Annotated in this window: 15 protein-coding genes; 4 read left to right on the top strand and 11 right to left on the bottom strand. The window is 73.9% G+C overall.

Annotated features, from left to right (window positions below):
- Positions 1–78: 78 nt before the first annotated feature.
- The 4 genes from ACIRBX_RS33830 to ACIRBX_RS33815 form a co-directional block, all read right to left on the bottom strand.
- Positions 79–1,098: an ABC transporter substrate-binding protein gene (locus tag ACIRBX_RS33830; protein WP_402303223.1), complete on the bottom strand. Its 1,020-nt coding sequence runs from the start codon at positions 1,096–1,098 to the stop codon at positions 79–81.
- A gap of 34 nt (positions 1,099–1,132) precedes the next feature.
- On the bottom strand, positions 1,133–2,491 hold the full coding sequence (entS, locus tag ACIRBX_RS33825) for an enterobactin transporter EntS (protein ID WP_402303220.1): 1,359 nt from the start codon (positions 2,489–2,491) through the stop codon (positions 1,133–1,135).
- Positions 2,492–2,572: 81 nt separating this feature from the next.
- A complete protein-coding gene (locus tag ACIRBX_RS33820; protein WP_402303308.1) occupies positions 2,573–3,400 on the bottom strand; it encodes an ABC transporter ATP-binding protein in 828 nt (275 codons plus the stop codon).
- Between the two features lie 85 nt (positions 3,401–3,485).
- Positions 3,486–3,728: a phosphopantetheine-binding protein gene (locus tag ACIRBX_RS33815; RefSeq protein WP_402303217.1), complete on the bottom strand. Its 243-nt coding sequence runs from the start codon at positions 3,726–3,728 to the stop codon at positions 3,486–3,488.
- A 546-nt stretch (positions 3,729–4,274) separates the two neighbouring features.
- On the opposite strand from ACIRBX_RS33815, the gene ACIRBX_RS33810 reads away from it, so the two are divergent.
- The gene (locus ACIRBX_RS33810) at positions 4,275–5,117 is read left to right on the top strand and encodes an SAM-dependent methyltransferase (RefSeq protein WP_402303214.1); all 843 of its coding nucleotides are present in this window, start codon (positions 4,275–4,277) and stop codon (positions 5,115–5,117) included.
- Between the two features lie 1,060 nt (positions 5,118–6,177).
- On the top strand, positions 6,178–7,101 hold the full coding sequence (locus tag ACIRBX_RS33805; RefSeq protein WP_402303212.1) for a hypothetical protein: 924 nt from the start codon (positions 6,178–6,180) through the stop codon (positions 7,099–7,101).
- Between the two features lie 214 nt (positions 7,102–7,315).
- On the opposite strand, the gene ACIRBX_RS33800 is transcribed toward ACIRBX_RS33805, so the two are convergent.
- From ACIRBX_RS33800 to ACIRBX_RS33785, 4 genes are all read right to left on the bottom strand, one after another.
- On the bottom strand, positions 7,316–7,960 hold the full coding sequence (locus ACIRBX_RS33800) for a response regulator (protein WP_402303210.1): 645 nt from the start codon (positions 7,958–7,960) through the stop codon (positions 7,316–7,318).
- A 50-nt stretch (positions 7,961–8,010) separates the two neighbouring features.
- The gene (locus ACIRBX_RS33795) at positions 8,011–8,982 is read right to left on the bottom strand and encodes a sensor histidine kinase (protein WP_402303207.1); all 972 of its coding nucleotides are present in this window, start codon (positions 8,980–8,982) and stop codon (positions 8,011–8,013) included.
- 401 nt (positions 8,983–9,383) lie between these two features.
- Positions 9,384–9,680 carry a putative quinol monooxygenase gene (locus ACIRBX_RS33790; RefSeq protein ID WP_402303206.1) on the bottom strand — a complete coding sequence of 99 codons (297 nt, stop codon included), beginning with the start codon at positions 9,678–9,680 and terminating at the stop codon, positions 9,384–9,386.
- 215 nt (positions 9,681–9,895) lie between these two features.
- The gene (locus ACIRBX_RS33785; RefSeq protein WP_402303203.1) at positions 9,896–11,221 is read right to left on the bottom strand and encodes a glycoside hydrolase family 18 protein; all 1,326 of its coding nucleotides are present in this window, start codon (positions 11,219–11,221) and stop codon (positions 9,896–9,898) included.
- 339 nt (positions 11,222–11,560) lie between these two features.
- On the opposite strand from ACIRBX_RS33785, the gene ACIRBX_RS33780 reads away from it, so the two are divergent.
- A complete protein-coding gene (locus ACIRBX_RS33780; protein WP_402303200.1) occupies positions 11,561–13,147 on the top strand; it encodes a serine/threonine-protein kinase in 1,587 nt (528 codons plus the stop codon).
- A gap of 437 nt (positions 13,148–13,584) precedes the next feature.
- On the opposite strand, the gene ACIRBX_RS33775 is transcribed toward ACIRBX_RS33780, so the two are convergent.
- From ACIRBX_RS33775 to ACIRBX_RS33765, 3 genes are all read right to left on the bottom strand, one after another.
- Positions 13,585–13,806, bottom strand: coding sequence for a hypothetical protein (locus tag ACIRBX_RS33775; RefSeq protein ID WP_402303198.1), 222 nt, complete (start codon positions 13,804–13,806; stop codon positions 13,585–13,587).
- Between the two features lie 135 nt (positions 13,807–13,941).
- Positions 13,942–14,409, bottom strand: a complete 468-nt coding sequence (locus ACIRBX_RS33770; RefSeq protein ID WP_402303196.1) for an SsgA family sporulation/cell division regulator — start codon at positions 14,407–14,409, stop codon at positions 13,942–13,944.
- A 40-nt stretch (positions 14,410–14,449) separates the two neighbouring features.
- Positions 14,450–15,946, bottom strand: a complete 1,497-nt coding sequence (locus ACIRBX_RS33765; protein WP_402303194.1) for a condensation domain-containing protein — start codon at positions 15,944–15,946, stop codon at positions 14,450–14,452.
- A 307-nt stretch (positions 15,947–16,253) separates the two neighbouring features.
- Between ACIRBX_RS33765 and ACIRBX_RS33760 the strand changes: the two genes are divergently transcribed.
- Positions 16,254–16,574 (top strand): DUF1232 domain-containing protein, encoded by a 321-nt coding sequence (locus ACIRBX_RS33760; protein WP_402303192.1) that lies wholly within the window; start codon positions 16,254–16,256, stop codon positions 16,572–16,574.
- Positions 16,575–16,643: the final 69 nt, after the last annotated feature.

Here is a 16,643-nt window from a genome sequence, read left to right as displayed (position 1 = left end):
TCGGGCCGGGCCTCGGCGGCCGGGCTGTCCGGGGGCGGGCCGCCCCGGCCGGGTGGGCCGGGGCGGACGCCGGTCGGGTCAGAGCGACTTGAGGACCTGCTCCAGCTGGTCGAGGATCTTGGACGCCTCGGGGTAGCGGCTGGTGAAGAAGTCCGGGACGGGGTGCACCTGCTTGGCCTTGGCGGCCTTCAGGGACTGCCAGTTGGTCTGCTTGAGCAGCTCGGCCGTCTCGGCCGAGGGCCCGCCGCCCTCGCCGCTGCCGTCGACCAGGATCACGTCGGCCGGCTCCAGCTTGCCGATCTCCTCGAAGGAGAGGTCGAACCAGGCGTCCTCGAACGTCACGCCGGGCAGCGCGGCGAAGGTGCCGCCCATGTCCTTGACCACCAGGCCCAGCCAGGAGGACCCGTCGTAGGCCGAGAACTTGCCCGCCTCACCGGAGTTGACGATGGCCCACTTGGTCCTCGCCAGCTTGTCGGCGTAGGCCGACTTGATCCGGGCGGCCTTGTCCTCGTACTCCTTCTTGACCTTCAGACCGCGCTCGGCCTGGCCGGCCGCCTCGGTGATCTTCACCGAGGTGGGCAGCAGCTCCTCCGGGTCCCCGATGCCGAAGGAGACCACCGGGGCGATCGGCTTGAGCTTGTCGATCTGGAACTCGACCCGCTTGGGGGCCGAGATGATGATCAGGTCGGGGGTGAGGCTCTGGATCTTCTCGAAGTTGAGCTCGTTCCCCTCCCCCACCACCGGGACGGCCTTGACCTTCTCCTTCTGCGCCGGCGACAGCGCGGCCTCGTCCACGGAGGTCATGCCGACCACCGGGATGTCGGCGTCCAGCAGCCACATCGCGGCGTAGGAGAGCCCGACGATCCGCTTCGGGGCGGCCGGGATGGTCACGTCGCCGTCCGGGGTCTTCACCACCCGGGTGGTGGCGGCGCCCGCCGAACCCGACGGAGCGGCGGCCGGGTCGCCACCCGTGGAGGTGGTGGAGCAGGCGGCGGCGGTGGTCACCACGAGGGCGGCGAACAGGACGGCGGCAGTACGCCGCATCCGCGCCGCGAAGCCGCGTGCTCTGCCGGGGGCGGTGATCGGGTGGGTACTCAACTGACTGCCTTTCTGGGGGTGTTCAGGGTGAAGGTCAGATGGCTTCGGGAGCCTTGGCGGCTCGGGCGAGGGCCTGCTCGTCGTCAGGGCGCTCGCCGTCAGGGTGCTCGTCGTCGGGGTGCTCGTCGTCGGGGTGCTCGTCGTCGTCCTGGTCGGGGGCCGGCAGGGTGGCGGAGCGCAGGCCGGGGACGGCGATCGCGACGGCCACCGCCGCGACCACGGTCAGCAGGCCGTTCACCACGGCCGCCCCGCCCGGGTTGAACCACCGGGCGATCAGGGCCACTTCGGCGTCACCGGCGATGTCGCCGGTGGTCTGCTGCGAGGTCATCACGCTCGCCATCCGCCCGCGCAGCCGGTCCGGAGTCCGGTGCTGGACCAGGGAGTACTCGAGGATCCCGTAGACCGTGCCCGCCGCACCGACCACCACCAGCGCCAGGTAGGCCGGCACCACGCTCGGGCTCAGGCCGAACCCGGCCACGGCGAGTCCGGAGACCAGCACCGAGGCCAGCAGCACCCGCCCGGGAGCGGCCGTCCGGCTGAGCCAGCCGCTCGCGACCGACATCAGCAGCGCCCCGACGGCGGGCGCCGTGTACAGCACGCCGAGCATCACCTCACCACCCCCGTAACGCCGGTCCACCAACTCCGGGAAGATCACCACCGGCACGTTGAACAGCGCCGTCACCCCGCCCAGCACCAGCAGCCCGCCGACCACCTTGTCCCGCACCGCGTGGCGCAGCGCCGCCATCGGCGAGCCGCCCTCCCCCGCGCCCTCCTCGTCCTCGTCCGGCACCGGCGGCAGCGGGCGCAGCCGGGTGAGGAGCAGGCCGGTGAGTGCGGTGGTGACGGCGGTGACGCCGAAGGCGAAGGCCGCACCACGGGCGGCCAGCAGGGCGCCGCCCAGGAACGGGGCGACCACGGAGCCGATCTCACCGGTGAGGGCGATCAGGGCGCCGGCGGCGGGGAGTTGGTCGGGACGCACCAGGGTCGGTGCGACGGCCATCAGGGCGGTCACGCTGACGCCGGAGGCCAGGCCGTCCCAGGCCACGCAGAGGTGGATTGCCCAGAGCTGGGGCTCGGGCAGCATCGCGTTGACGGCGAGCCCGGCGAAGCCGAGGGCCGCCGCGCTGCGGGCCGCGACGATCACCGTGCGCCGGTCCGTGCGGTCCGCGAGCACCCCACCGAGCAGCGAGCCGACCAGCACGCTCACGCTCATCACCATGCTGACCGCCGCCACCTGGAAGGTGGATCCGGTCAGCCGGTACACCTGCGAGGCCAGCGCCACGGTCGCCACGCCCAGCCCGAACAGCGAGACCGTCCGCGCGATGAACACCGCCCGGAAGTCGGGGCTGGCTCGCAGGGGTTCGACATCGATGAGGAAGTCACGCAGACGCACTCGGAAGCTCCGGATCGGGGGGTTCGACAGGGAAGTGGGGAACGGGCCGGTCCCGCCGACGGGGTGCCGGCGGGGTCGTGGTCAGTGGACGGAGGCGGTCTTCGGCACCCGGGCGAGCGGGACGACCAGCGGGGTGCCGGTCTCCGGGTCCGGGACCACCCGGCAGCGCAGGCCGAACACCTCCTCCACCAGCTCGGCGGTGACGATCTCGCGGGGCGCGCCCTGGGACACCAGCACGCCGTCGCGCAGGGCGATCAGGTGGGTGCCGTACCGGCACGCCTGGTTGAGGTCGTGCAGCACGGCGACCACCGTGCGGTTCCCGCCCTCCTGCAACTCCGCGCACAGGTCGAGGACTTCGACCTGGTGGGCGATGTCCAGGAAGGTGGTGGGCTCGTCCAGCAGGAGGATCGGGGTCTCCTGGGCCAGGGCCATCGCCAGCCAGACCCGCTGCCGCTGGCCGCCGGACAGCTCGTCCACCAGCCGCTCGGCCAGCGGCCCGGTGCCGGTGGACTCCATCGCGGCCAGCACGGCGCGTTCGTCCTCCGGGGTCCACTGGCGCAGCAGCCTCTGGTGCGGGAAGCGGCCCCGGGCGATCAGGTCCGCCACCGTGATCCCGTCGGGGGTGATCGGCGACTGCGGCAGCAGGCCGAGCCGGCGGGCCACCTCCTTGGACGGCATCGAGGTGATCTGCCGGCCGTCCAGCAGCACCGACCCCGACCGGGGCCGCAGGATCCGCGCGAGGGCGTGCAGCAGGGTGGACTTGCCGCAGGCGTTCGGTCCGACGATCACGGTGAACGAGCCGTCCGGCACGGCGATGCCGAGCCGCTCCGCGACCACCCGGTCCTCGTAGGCCAGCGTGAGGTCCTCGGCCCGCAGCCGTTCGGCCGCCACCGGGGTGGCCCTGGCCATCGTCACCTGCCGGAGTCTCATGTCACGTCCCCCGTCGGCCGGTTCGGCCCGTGGCCGCGCGGCGGTCCGCCCGCCCGGGCGCCGGTCAGCCGCACAGCAGTGCATGCCAGTCGTCGATGGTGGGGCGCTCCGCCAGGTCGACGAACGCCACCTCGACGCCCTCGTTGCGCCAGCGCTGGACGAGGCTCATCAGCCGGATGGAGTCCATGCCCTGGTCGATCAGGTACTCGTCGTTCAGCAGTTCCTCGGCATCGAGGTGCAGTACGTCCGACACGTCCTGGCGTATGCGTTCCAGGCTCAGCGCCTGGGGCTGGGCGGGATCGGACATCGTCGGCGGTCCTCTCGGGAAGGAAGGCACCGGGACGGTGACGGACGGCCCGCGCAGGACAGGGCGATTCCGTCGTCCGCACACGGACGACGCCCACCCCCCTGGCGCCTCGTCACTCCCGGGCTACTAAGGTAAGCCTTACCTAACCTTTCGGAAGGTGGCTGTGTCAAGGCGCCCTGACCTGGAGCGCCCCTTACCGTGACGCACCGTCAGTCCCGCCGTTTCACCACCCACTTGACGCGCCGCCCGGGCAGGGCGCCGCCGACTCCGACGCCACGATGCCGTTCGTCTGCGCGGCCTCCCGCGGCCGGTCCGCCGTGGTACGCGAGCCGGGCGCCTCGTGGCCCTCGCCACGCGACGGGGTTGTTGTGGACGAGCGGGCGGGGGCGGCGGCCGTCCGGTGGACGCCTGCGGCCCCGACCGCACGGCCGATCGGAAGCCGGGTGGTGGGAGTTCGGAGTACCGGGTCCGCTTGTTCGAAGCCGCCCGTTAGGATGCCGTCCTGACAGCCCGTCAGGGGCGCTCGCGTACACAGGGGTGGATGGCATGGCGGACGACATCGAGTGGATGAAGCGCGGGTTGGAGGGCCCGGCGATCGAGCGGGTCGACCTGCGGATCGACATCCCGCACTCGGCACGGATGTACGACTTCTGGCTCGGCGGCAAGACCAACTTCCCGCCGGACCGGGCCCTCGGCGACGCGTTCGAGCAGGCCATCCCGAGCATCAAGGTGATGGCGCGTGAGAACCGGAAGTTCCTGGGACGCGCGGTGCGCTACCTGGCCGGTGAGGCGGGCATCCGCCAGTTCCTCGACATCGGCACCGGCATCCCCACCGAGGGCAACACCCACGAGGTCGCCCAGGCCACCGCGCCCGACAGCCGCGTCGTCTACGTCGACAACGACCCGATCGTGCTCGCCCACGCCCGTGCACTGATGGACAGCACCGGCTCCGGCCGCACCGCCTACATCCACGCCGACCTGCTGGAGCCGGAGAAGATCCTCGCCGACCCGGTCCTGGCCGACACCCTCGACCTCGACCAGCCGGTGGGCCTCACCCTGATCGCCGTCCTCATGCTGCTCGCCGACAGCGAGGACCCCTGGGGCAAGGCCCGGGTGCTGATGGACGCCCTCGCCCCCGGCAGCTACGTCGCCATCACCCACCCGGGGTCCGACTTCGACCCCGCCGCGATGGCCTCGGTCGTCCAGGCCGCCGCCAGGGGCCAGATGACCCTGGTGCCGCGGACCCGGGAGCAGGTCGCGCGGTTCTTCGGCGACTGGGAGCTCATCGAGCCGGGCGTGGTCCCCGTCATGGGCTGGCGCCCCGAGGACGGAGCACCCGACGACCCCGCCGCCGCCTACTACTGGTCCGGCATCGCCCGCAAGCGCTGACCTCCTCCTGTTCCGAATGCCCCGAACGCCCCGGCTCGCGGCTGCGAGAACGGCGACAGCCCTTACCGGAGGAACGGCAGGGCGCGTACGAAGGACCCGTGCGGGCACGTCTGCCCCGGACGCCCTCCCGACCGCCGCTGAGCACCCGTCAGCGGCGGTCGGTGCCCGGTGCTCTGACGGCACGACGTCCCGGGGAATCGGGTGCCCGCCGCCCCGTCGCCGACGAAGGGCCGAGCAGCGTGACCACAGGCGGAGGCGGTGACAGGCCGACGTGCCCCGCCCCACGCAGTTCCGCCGCGCCGCCGTCCACACTGCTCGCCCTCCGGGTCCGACCCGACACCGCCCCGGCACCCGGGCTGTCGCCAGCTCGATGACGGCGGCCCGACGGCGCCCGCCACCGAGAACGCGCTACCGGCCCGCGCGCCCCGGGACCCGCCTCGGACCGGAGCGCCACCGACACCGGCACCTGCCGCCACACCGCTCCCGCCGAGGAGTTCGTGCCCGAGGCCCGGCGGGTACCAGCACCCACGTGCCGCGCGCACGACCCGCGACAGGCCCGGGGCATCGCTGCGACCGGAGCAGTCGACGCCCCACGCGCCAACCGTCCGGGAACTGCCACATGCCCGCCCGCACCCGCTGAACCCCGCGCCGCACCCATATGTCCGCCCGCAGTCGCCTCCCGTCCGCCGTGCCCCGTACGGACCCACCCGGCCCACGGGCCGCACCGGCCGTCCCCGGCTGCCCGCGAACGCCACCACGAGCGGACCACCCGCCGAGCGCCCGCGAGCACAGCGGCGCGCTGACCTGCTCCCTCGCGCACGCAGATCGCCCCCAGGGGCATCACCGGACAACCGACCCGGTGCGCGGCCGACGCCCGAACGGCGCTGCCACCACGATGCACTGACGGACGATCAACGGCGGCCGGCCGGGGTGTGGCTGGCCACACCCCGGCCGGATGGCCCGCCGCGGTGACCCGGCGCCCGGGTTCCACCAAGGTGAGGGGCATGACCGGGGCGGGCCCACCACCCGCCTCCCGCCACCCGAGCCGAAGGACCGCTCCGTGCCCGCTCGCCACCCCCTGCACCGAACCGCCCCCGCACCCGGGCGGGCCGTCGCGGTGCTCACCGCCAACGCCGTGGTGCTGGGCACCGCCTTCGTCCTCGCCCCGGCCAGGCTGGCCGCGATCGGCTCGGGCGGCGGCCTCTCCGAACGGCAGGGCCTGGCCCGGGCCTTGGGCCCGGCGTTCGCCGCGTACTGGGAGTCCGGCGGCCGGGCGTTCCCGCCGGACCTGGCACGGGTGGTCGACTACTGGGCCCGCTACCACGTCGTCAAGGCGGTCCTGGCGGCGGCGCTGCTGCTGGTGCTCGCCGCGCTGGTCGGCCGGCTCCGGAAGGCGTTCCTGCGACCCGACGGCCCGGGGCCCGGCCTCGGCCGGGGCCGACGGGCGGGCTGGGCGGCGGCCGGTGTCCTCGCGGGCGGGGCCGCGCTCGCGGCGCTGGCGGCGGTGATGGCGAACATCCAGGGCGCGGCAGCACCCTTCTCCTCGCTCCTCCCGATGCTGACCTCCGACGGAGCCACCCGAGCCGCCGGAGCCACCGGGACCCCGGACCGGATCGCCGGGGTGACGGAACAGATCAGGCAGGGCCTGGCCCACTACCCCGGCACGGGTAGCCGGGAACCCGGCGCGGCGGCCCTGCGGACGATGGTCGAGGACTTCGGCCACTATCACGCGGTGCTCGCCGTGACGGCGGCGGTCGTTGCGGTCGGGCTCGCCGGCCTGAGCGTACTGTCGTGGCGACGCCTCGGTACGGCCGGAGCCGCCGGTGACGACGACCACCGCAGGCGGGTGCGGCGTACGGCGGCGGTCCTCGGCACACTCCTCGGCGTCCTCGCGGTCGGCACGGCCGTGGTCGCGGCAGCCAACACCGGCACCGCGTCGAACCCGGCCCCCGCCCTGCTCGCCTTCTGGGAGGGCAGTTGGTGACCGCAGCCCATTCGACGTGGTCGCGGTGGGCTGCGTACGGCAGAGGCCACCATCCGGCCACAGGGCGCGGCGGTCGATGCCCGCCCTGGGCCCACCGACGAAGGTCGCCGACAGCGGCCGGGCCGACGCGGGACCCGCCGGGGAAGTCGACCGCCGTCGCACGACATAGCCCCCGCCACCAAGTCCCCCGGATCCGCCGCCGGATGACGCTCCCTCAGGCCCCGAGGTGAGCCAGGACCGCGAGCACCCGGCGGTGCTGCGCCTCGTCGGGCGGCAGGCCGAGCTTGGCGAAGACGTTCCCGATGTGCTTCTCCACCGCGCTGCCGGAGAGCGCCAACTGCCGGGCGATGGCCGCGTTCGAACAGCCCTCCGCCATCAACCCCAGCAGCTGGCGCTCACGCGCCGTCAGCGCGTCCAGCGAGGCCCTGCGGCGCTGCCCGGTCAGGAGCCGCGCGACCACCTGCGGGTCCAGGACCGTCGCACCGCCCGCCACCCGCTCCAGCGCGTCGAGGAACTCCCCGACCCGCGCCACCCGGTCCTTCAGCAGGTAGCCGACCGCCCCCGAGCCGTCCGCGAGCAGCTCGGCGGCGTAGGACACCTCCACGTACTGACTGAGCACCACGATCGGGGCACCCGGCATCCGGGCCCGGATGCCGACCGCCGCCCGCAGCCCCTCGTCCGTGTGCGTCGGCGGCATCCGGACGTCCACCACCGACACGTCCGGCCGGCACCGCAGCACCGCCTCCACCAGGGCGGGCCCGTCACCGACCGCCGCCACCACCTCGTGCCCGCCTTCGGTGAGCAGCCGCACCAGGCCCTCACGCATCAACACCGCATCGTCCGCGACCACGATCCGCAACGGACCCTCACCCTCCACACCAGACCCACCAGACCCACCCGCCACCGTGGTCAGCGACACGGCACCTCCCCCGTGACCACCGTCGGCCCGCCCTCGGGACTCACCACCCGCAACCGGCCGCCCACCCCCCACAGCCTCTCCTCCAGGCCCCGCAGCCCGTGCCCCTTCACCACCGCCGCACCACCCACCCCGTCGTCCCGCACCCAGACCCGCAGGACCCCGCCCCCGTGGCGCAGCCCGATCTCACAGTGCCCGGCACGGCTGTGCTTGGCCACGTTCGCCAACGCCTCCGCCACCACGAAGTAGGCGGCCGTCTCCACCGCGGCCCCGGGCCGGTGGCCAAGCCGGCCGAGGTCCAGCTCCACCGGGATGACGCAGTACGCGGCGAGCGCCGCGACTGCCGCCGGCAGGCCCCGGTCGGTGAGGAGGGGCGGGGCGACCCCCCGCGACAGGGCCCTCAACTCCGCGATCGTCTCCTCCGCCTGAACGAGCGCGCCCGCGATCGCCTCCCGGGCGACCTGCGGCCGGGCCTCGAAGTGGTACTCCGCCCGGCCCAGATCCATCGCCAACCGCACCAACCGCTGCTGCGGCCCGTCGTGGATGTCACGCTCCAACCGGCGCAGCGCCACCACCTCCGCCGCAGCGCCCGGCCCCTGGACCGCACGCCAGCCACCGCCCGACCTGTCGAGCCCCCGGAGCGGCGCACCCGGGTCACCCGGCAACAGCCGCCCCAATCCCGCCTGGACGGCGACGCACGCCCGCGTCACCAGCGGCAGGGTGAGCAGTGCGGAGCAGCCGAGCACGACCGCGAAGACCGCCCGCTCGGCCGGAGCCGTCAGCCCGAGGCTCACCGCGAGGTGCGACTCCGGGCCGCCGACGGACAGGCTCATCGGGCGCAACGGCCCGGCCACCACCCCGCCCCGCACCGGGGAGGTCAGCGCGGCCAGTCCGACGAACCACCACAGCGCCGTGAGGGACGAGGTGACGACCGCCACCGGGACCACCAGCAGCGCGTGCCCCACCGTCCGCCACACCATCCGCCCGGGTCGGCCACCCGCAGCGGCCGACCACCGGGCCTCGTCCCCGGGGCGGACCCACGCGATCCCCGAAACCCACGAGATCCACCACCGCTCGGCGTCCGCCGGCCACCGGGCCAAGAACCGGGCACCCGCCCTCGACCACTCCCCCGGCCGGGCCCCACGCGGCGAAACCCCGGCCACCACCCCGGCCACCACCCCGAGGCACGCCGCTCCGACCAGCGCGAGCAGCCCGCACCCCGCCCGCACCGGCCCGCTCAGCAGGTAGCACGAAGCCCGCACCGTGCGACGCCCCAGACGCGTCACCCGGTGACCGACCCGCCACCACCGATCCGACACCACCACCCCCAGGGCCAACGGTTCAGCGCCCCGCCCCGACTCCCGGTTCAGGCCAGGTCGGTGAGGAGTTGCAGCTCCGGCGGGGCGGCCAGCAGGGTGGCTCCGGCCGCGAAGGCCTCCACCATGTGCGGCGCCGCCAGATGGGCATCGAACTCCGCGCGGCTCGCCCACCGTTCGACGACCACCCACGCACCGGGGTCCAGCGGGTCCTGGAACGGACGGTAGAACAGGCACCCCGGCTCGGCGAGTGTCGGCTCCACCAGCGACAGCGCCTGCAGGCGGACCCCCTCCTCCTGCCCCGGCGCCGCCTTCAGCCTCGCCACAGCCGTCACCGGCACACCCATGACATCCCCCTCGACACTCCACCCGCCACCGGCGAACACCGGTGATCATGCCGCACCAACAAGCGCCCCACCACTGCCCATTCCCGATCGGCCCCCGCCCTGAGCCGCTACCCGGGCCCCACCGCCGCACCGCCGGAGCCCGTACCCCCGCCCCCCGGTGACGACCGGTCAGGACCGATCGGCACCGGGGGCGGGTACGGAGACCCGGGTACGGGTCAGCGCCGCAGACCGCGGTCCAGGGCGGTGATCAGCGAGCCCTGGTCGTCATCGGCGTCCAAGGACCAGACCATCACGCCGCCGAGGTCGTTGTCCCGGGTGTAGCGGGCCTTCTGGTTGGCGCTGGCCGGAGTGTCATAGCTCCAGAACTCGTTGCCGTCGTACTTCCAGGACGCGCCGGTCCTGCGGTCGACGGTCACGGTGCCCGGCAGGTCCTTGATGGCCTTGTAGGGCAGGGCCCCGCCGCCGAGCGGGGACAGTCCGGTGGCGGGCTGGTACAGGCCGTTCTTCGTCCCGGCGGGCACTCCCGTCCAGCCCGGACCCCAGAACGGCACCCCGAGCACCGCCTTGCGGGCCGGCAGGCCGCCGGCCAGGTAGTGCTGCACCACCTTGTCCGCGCTGTAGCTCTCGGCCGGACCGGAGGGGTCGGCCGGGTCGGTGTAGAGGTTCGCCTGGTGGTTGGTCGGGCCCTGCGGCTCCCAGGAGCCGTGGAAGGTGTAGGTCATCAGGTTCAGGAAGTCGACGTGACGGGCGACCTTCCGCAGCTCCAGCCGGTCCGCGATCTGGGTCGCGTTGGCGACCGCCGCCGTCAGCAGGTGGCGCTGCCGCCCGCGGTTGCCCTCCGCGTCCAACTGCCGCCGGAACTCGGCCAGCAGCAGGGTGAAGTTGCGGCCGTCCTCGGGTCGGACGTGGTTGTCCGGCAGGCCGTCGCCGCCCGGGTGTTCCCAGTCCAGGTCGATGCCGTCGAAGACGCCTGCGGCGCTGCCCGGGCCGCCTCCCGGCGCGTCTCCCAGTTCCGGCAGGTTGCCCTTGATGTAGAGGTCGACGCAGGAGGCCACGAACTTCTTCCGGGCGGCGTCGGTGGCGGCCACGTCCGAGAAGTACTTGGACCAGCCCCAGCCGCCGATCGAGATGACGACCTTCAGGTGGGGGTTCTTCGCCTTCAGCTTCCGCAGCTGGTTGAAGCTCCCCTTCAGCGGCTGCTCCCACGCGTCGCCGACACCGTCCACCGAGTCGGCCGCGTCGAACGGGCGCTGGTAGTCCACCCAGGCGTCGGCCTGGTCGGCCACGTTGCCCGCGAAGCAGGTGCCCTCGGGGGAGATGTTGCCGAAGGCGTAGTTGATCACCGTCAGCTTGGCCGCCTGGCCCGATTCCTGGACCTTCTTCGGGGAGAAGCCGCTGTAGGCGCTCCACGCGGTGAAGTAGGCCACCCGCTGGCCGGGCAGCCGGCGGCCGTCGTCGGAACCGCCGTGCGCGGTCGCGGGGACCGCCACGAGCGAGGCGAGCAGGGTGGTCGTGAGGAGGACGGAGGTGCGTCTGAACATACGGGTGGCCTTCTCTGAGTGGGGTCAGGTGGTCTGTACCAATCGTGAGAAGAGATCTAGTCCATGCGGCATGACCGACACAAGAGCACGACCCGGCGAAGTGCCCCGCCACCGCCGGACTCTGATGGACCGTCAGGCCGTTCGAACGGTGCGCGCACCGCCGCCGGCCCTGCCCGGCGGGCCGGTTGACCACCGGGTTCGTCCACCGCACCGTGCGCGCCCGGGCCCGCGACGGCACCTTGTTGACGGGGGCACCCCGCCCCTACGCTCGGGCCGGGTGCACGAACGGCCACCTCCGGTGCACGCCACCGGGGCCGAGCGGCAGGGGAGTTGGTGGTGGTGACCAGTGGGGCGTTCCGGTTCGCGGGGCTGCGCGAGCACGATCCCGAGGGCTTCGGCGGGTTCCGGCTGCTGGCGCGGCTGGGTGAGGGCGGGATGGGCCAGGTGTTCCTGGCCCTGTCACCCGGCGGGGTGCCGGCGGCGGTGAAGGTGATCCGCTCGGAGTTCACCCGGGAGCCGGAGTTCGCCGACCGGTTCGCCCGGGAGATCGCCGCCGCGCAGCGCGTGCGCGGTGCGCACATCGCCTCGCTGCTGGACGCGGACGCACGGGCGGCCCGGCCCTGGCTGGCCACCTCGTACGTGGCCGGGCCCTCGCTCCGCGACCTGGTGCTCGGCACCGGCAGGCTGCCGGAGCGTCAGGTCCTGCTGCTGGCCGGGGGGATCGCCCACGCGCTGACCGACATCCACGCGGCCGGGGTGGTGCACCGCGACCTGAAGCCGGCGAACATCGTGCTGGACGAGACCGGGCCCAAGGTCATCGACTTCGGGATCGTCAAGTCCCTTTCCCAGTCGGTGACCCAGGTCAGCCACTCGACCCGGATCGGCACCCCGCTCTACATGTCTCCGGAGCAGGCCATGGGCCGGGCCGTCGGACCGGCCTCCGACGTCTTCGCCCTCGGCTCCACCCTCTACCACCTGGCCACCGGCCGGGAGGCGTTCGGCGCCGAGAACGAGTGGGCCGTCGCCCACCGCGTCGCCGCCGACGCCCCCGACCTGAGCACCGTCACCGCACCCCTGCGGCACCTCATCGCCGACTGCCTCGGCAAGGATCCCGCGCGCCGGCCCACCCCCGAGCAGATCCGCCTGCGGTGCGAGGCACTCCTCGGCGGCGCCCCGAACCCGGGCGCCTGGCGGGGCATCGACGGGGCGCACGCGGCGGTCCGCGAACGCACCGACGCGCTCCGGGCCCTCACCGCACCCACCCGGCCCGGCCCGCCGGGCGGACCGGACGGCACCCGGCCGAAAGCACCGGACAGCCTGCCGCCGGAGCCCCCGTCGCGCCGCACCGCACCCGGTGAACGCCCACCGCAGTCACCGCCGGACCGGCCCGCCGACGCCCCACCCGCCGAACTCACCAAGTCCCTGCTCCTCCTGGCCGTCCCCGCCCTCGTCTCGGCGAGCAGACAGCCGGTCATGGAGCAGACCTTCACGCTCGCCTCCACCGGAGCGGAGAAGGTCCGGGTGCTCCTGTCCCTCGACTGGCACCGACCCTTCGCACCGACCGGCACCAGCCCCGATCCGGGGGACTGGCTCATCCCGCCCCTCGGCGTCATCGGTACGGCGGTGGCGATCGTCCTCGCCGCCGCCTGGCGGTACGGCACGGCCCGCAGACCCGGAGCCCTGGCGGACGCCGCCGGCGTTGGCGCCATGATCTGGGCCGCGCTCGCCGTCCTCTTCTTCGTCACGTTCCCGCTGGACCACGGAGCAGACACCGGGTACACCGCCGTGGACCGGCACCTGATGACCGGCGGATGGCTCCTGCTCGTCGCGAACCTGCTCGTCCTGGCCACCGGCGGCGTCATGCTCTGGTGGGAGGAGATCAGACCGACCTGGAGACCGAAGCCGACGGCGGCAGCGTCGGACTGAGCCGACGGCCCCGGGCCGCACACCGGGTGCGCCCCGCCGGCTCAGCGGGCGGACCAGACCGCGAACGGCCGGAAACGTCCCGGCGCAGCAGGTGGGGCACGAGCAGGACCATCCCTCGGTGGCGCGGCCCGCGACGGTGCAGCCGAGGCCCTCGACCCGCTCCGGCTGCCACCCCAGGTCCCCGAGCAGGGCGGTGACGGTCCGTCCGACGGACGGGTCGTCACCCGAGAGACGGGCGGTCGGCGGGGTGGCCGGCGATCGCCGACACCATCCGCGCCCGGTTCGCCCCGATGGCCGGCCCCGGACACCGCAGGGTGCCACAGGGCCGCGACGGGGACGGCCCGCACGGGCAAGCGGTACCGACCGCCCCCGTCGGAGCCCAGCACCCGGCACCCGGCACCCGCCGGTCCGGTCGGCGCCCGCGAACCGGCGGTGCGTCAGGAGTGGTGCAGCCCGGCCTCGTTGAGGTAGCGCAGGCGTCGGATGCAGCCCTGTGCGGCGATCCGGTCGAAGTAGAGCTCGATCTCCCCGTCTCCGGAGGCCACCCACAGGTCGGTGACCTGGTCCCAGACCGCCCACGGCCGGCGGCCCCAGCCGTCGGCGGGCAGCACCACCGGCACCCACCGCGCCACCGCTCCGGTCGGTTCGTTCTCCCCCATGATGATCGAGCCTACGCGCGTCACCCCGACCGCACACCGACAACTCGCATACCGGCAGGACGCCCTGACGGCCCGTCGAACACACCGTCGAATCCGCCGTCGCCGACGGACGGCGGCCACCGCGCGGCGCCCCCGCTACGGGGCCCGGCCGGAGTCACCGGAAGGGCCCCCGCCGTCGAGGAGCGCCCGGAGCAGGCGGTCGAGGTCGAGGTGGTCACGCTCGGAGCCCGGCGGCACCTGCTCCCAGGTGGCCTCCAGGAAGCCGGCCACCGAGGTGACCGGCGCCTGGAGCACCACCGGGCCGCCGTCCCCGGCCAGGACGATCTCCAGGGCCCACGGGTCGCCGCAGCGCCGCACGGTGACGTCGCCTTCGCCACCGGACCGGATCAGGCCGTCGTCCAGGATGTCGCGGCTGAACATCCAGGTGACGGGTTCGTCCAGTTCGAGGTGGGTGTCGAAGTACACGGCGTACGGGTCGGCCCGGTGGTACCGGAGGCGGGCGTCGATGCCGACCCACCGGCCGCCTGCCGTCTCCAGGTGGACCTGGAGGGCGAGTGAGCAGTCGGCGGCCCCGCACCACAGCCGCGCGGAGCGAAACGTCATCAGGCTGCCGACCGGAGGCGTACGGCGTCCGGGTGCGCGCTCACGGGCGCACGCCCGCCGCGGAGCCCACCACCGTCGAGCCGACCGGCGAGGCGCCCACCGGCGAACCGCCGGGCGCCGGGATGCGGGCGCCGGCCGCGCGGACGGTGGCGGCGTCCCGTGCCACCGAGACGATCAGGTCCCGGAGTTGCTCGACGTACACCGCCATGCTCTTCGCGGCCACCGGGTTGTCCGGGTACCGGCTCGCGAACTGCAGACCCTCGTGGAGCCTGGTGGTCCAGGCGCACACCTGGTCGCCGTAGGAGACCCGCAGCAGCGCGTACGCCTTCCAGTCCTGCCAGTGCTCCGCACCGGGGATGCTCCGGGCGTCCACGAAGGACACGATCGAGTACAGGTCCGGCGAGGTCGGCCGGAAGTCGGAGCCGACCAGTTGGAGCACCCGGGCGATCGGGATCCGCGACAGCGGCCTGGTCTCCCGCAGGGCTGCGCGGACCATGCCGAGCACGCTGTCGAAGTCGGGCGCCTCCCCGACCGGGATCTCGATCGGGGCACCGCCCACGTACCAGCCGACCGAGTCCGCCCACTGGGAGTGGGCCCGGGTGTGGAAGGGGACGACCGTCCGGTACACCTGCCGCCCGCCGTGGTCGTGCGCGATCAGGGCGGTGGCGGCCAGGATGCCGGCCAGGCTCCCGCCCCACGGGCGGCAGTAGGCCTCGAAGTCCGCCGCCACCGTGGCGTCCACCAGCATCTCCTGGCCGAACTCTTGCTCCGGCAACGGACCGGCGGGGTCGAGGCCGAGGTCGAGCGGGAAGTTCGGCAGCTTCCCGTCACAGCGCTTGATGAACTCCCGCCAGCGGGCGACGACGGCGTCGGTGTCCTCGATCCGGTCGGCGCTCGCCCGCTCCGCCGCGCAGAAGTCGACGTAGCTGGCGACCGGCGTGCGCTCCACGGCACGGCCCTCCAGCCCGGCCGCGTAGAGCTCGTGGATCTCGGCGGCGATCCGCTGGAGCGAGTACGCGTCCACGTTGGTGTGGTCGAAGGCCAGGTAGACGCTCGCGCCGTCCTCCCGGACGACGGCGGCGAAGATGAAGTTCGGCCAGCTGAGCGCATCGGCCACGTGGTCGAAACGATTCTGCAGATAGCGCGTCAGTTCGTCCGCGTTCGGGAAGTCGCCGATCTCCTCGCGGTGCAGCCGGACCGCGTCGGCGTCCAGCGTGAAGCGCCGCATCTCCTCCCCCGCCCAGCGCAGCCCGCTGCGCAGCGTCTCGTGCCGCAGGGTCCAGGCGCGCAGCGCCTCCTCCAGGACGTCGAGGTCGACGGTGCCGGGGATGTCGAACGCGGTGCCGATCCAGGTCGGCACGAACAGGCCGCCCTGCCGCACCGCCCTCGCCGTGCGGACGTGGGCCTCCTGGATGTAGGCCGGCGGGCGGACGTCGTCCGGTAGCGCGCCCGCCGCCCGCACGGCCTCCTGACGGAGCGTCCACTCCACCAGACGGCCGGACCGGACCTCGCACCGCTGGATGTCGGTCACTCGCATGAAATCTCCGTTCACGTGCCCCGACGGCACCGACCGGGCGGGCGGGACCGGGCCCGCCCTCCGTCGGCTGCTCCCTCGGTACCGCCGACCTGTAGCCCGCGGGCATCGGCCGGCGGTCGTCGGTTCAACGATCAGATGATCTCCAGGACACGCCCCCACCCCGCCTCGCACTCCACCGGACGGCGCCCGGCACTGCGGGCCCCGCCGCGAGCGCCACCGGCGCCCTTACCCTGGGGAGGTCGTCATGGGTCCGCCGGGAGCGGGTAGGCGGCCGGGGACGGGCCGAGTCGAAACGGGAGGTGGGCGGATGGACGGCGGGGGTGTGTTCTGGTGGCTGGCCGGCGCGGCGGTGGTGGTCAGCCTGGTGGTCGCGGCGGTCCTGGTGGTGAAGCTGGTCCAGGCCAGGAAACTGCTGACGGCCTCGGGGATCCCGATGTCGAACAAGGTGCTCTTCTGGGGGTCCATCGCCTACCTGATCAGCCCGGTCGACCTGCTGCCCGATCCGGTGCTGCTGGACGACATCGGACTGCTGCTGATCGCGCTGCGCTCGCTGCACAAGGCGGCGGCGGAACTCCGACCGGGCCTCGGCCGGCCCGCCGCCGGGGACGGCAACGGCGACGCCCTCTGACGCCGGCCGCACCGTCGCCGGGCGGGCCCGGTCCCGCCCGGCACCGGGCACCGGGCACCGGGCACCGAC

Source organism: Kitasatospora sp. NPDC096147 (assembly GCF_044763225.1).
Classification (GTDB): Bacteria; Actinomycetota; Actinomycetes; order Streptomycetales; family Streptomycetaceae; genus Kitasatospora.
Note: the sequence above shows the minus strand (reverse complement) of the source record. Positions and strands in the feature narration are given on the sequence as shown.

Bases quoted from the DNA above. Each gene is read 5' to 3' on its own strand.
- ACIRBX_RS33810 (WP_402303214.1), top strand. From the start codon at position 4,275: ATGGCGGACGACATCGAGTGGATGAAGCGCGGGTTGGAGGGCCCGGCG.
- ACIRBX_RS33820 (WP_402303308.1), bottom strand. From the start codon at position 3,400: ATGGCCAGGGCCACCCCGGTGGCGGCCGAACGGCTGCGGGCCGAGGAC.
- ACIRBX_RS33775 (WP_402303198.1), bottom strand. From the start codon at position 13,806: ATGGGGGAGAACGAACCGACCGGAGCGGTGGCGCGGTGGGTGCCGGTG.
- ACIRBX_RS33785 (WP_402303203.1), bottom strand. From the start codon at position 11,221: ATGTTCAGACGCACCTCCGTCCTCCTCACGACCACCCTGCTCGCCTCG.
- ACIRBX_RS33760 (WP_402303192.1), top strand. From the start codon at position 16,254: ATGGACGGCGGGGGTGTGTTCTGGTGGCTGGCCGGCGCGGCGGTGGTG.
- ACIRBX_RS33815 (WP_402303217.1), bottom strand. From the start codon at position 3,728: ATGTCCGATCCCGCCCAGCCCCAGGCGCTGAGCCTGGAACGCATACGC.
- ACIRBX_RS33770 (WP_402303196.1), bottom strand. From the start codon at position 14,409: ATGACGTTTCGCTCCGCGCGGCTGTGGTGCGGGGCCGCCGACTGCTCA.
- ACIRBX_RS33765 (WP_402303194.1), bottom strand. From the start codon at position 15,946: ATGCGAGTGACCGACATCCAGCGGTGCGAGGTCCGGTCCGGCCGTCTG.
- ACIRBX_RS33790 (WP_402303206.1), bottom strand. From the start codon at position 9,680: ATGGGTGTGCCGGTGACGGCTGTGGCGAGGCTGAAGGCGGCGCCGGGG.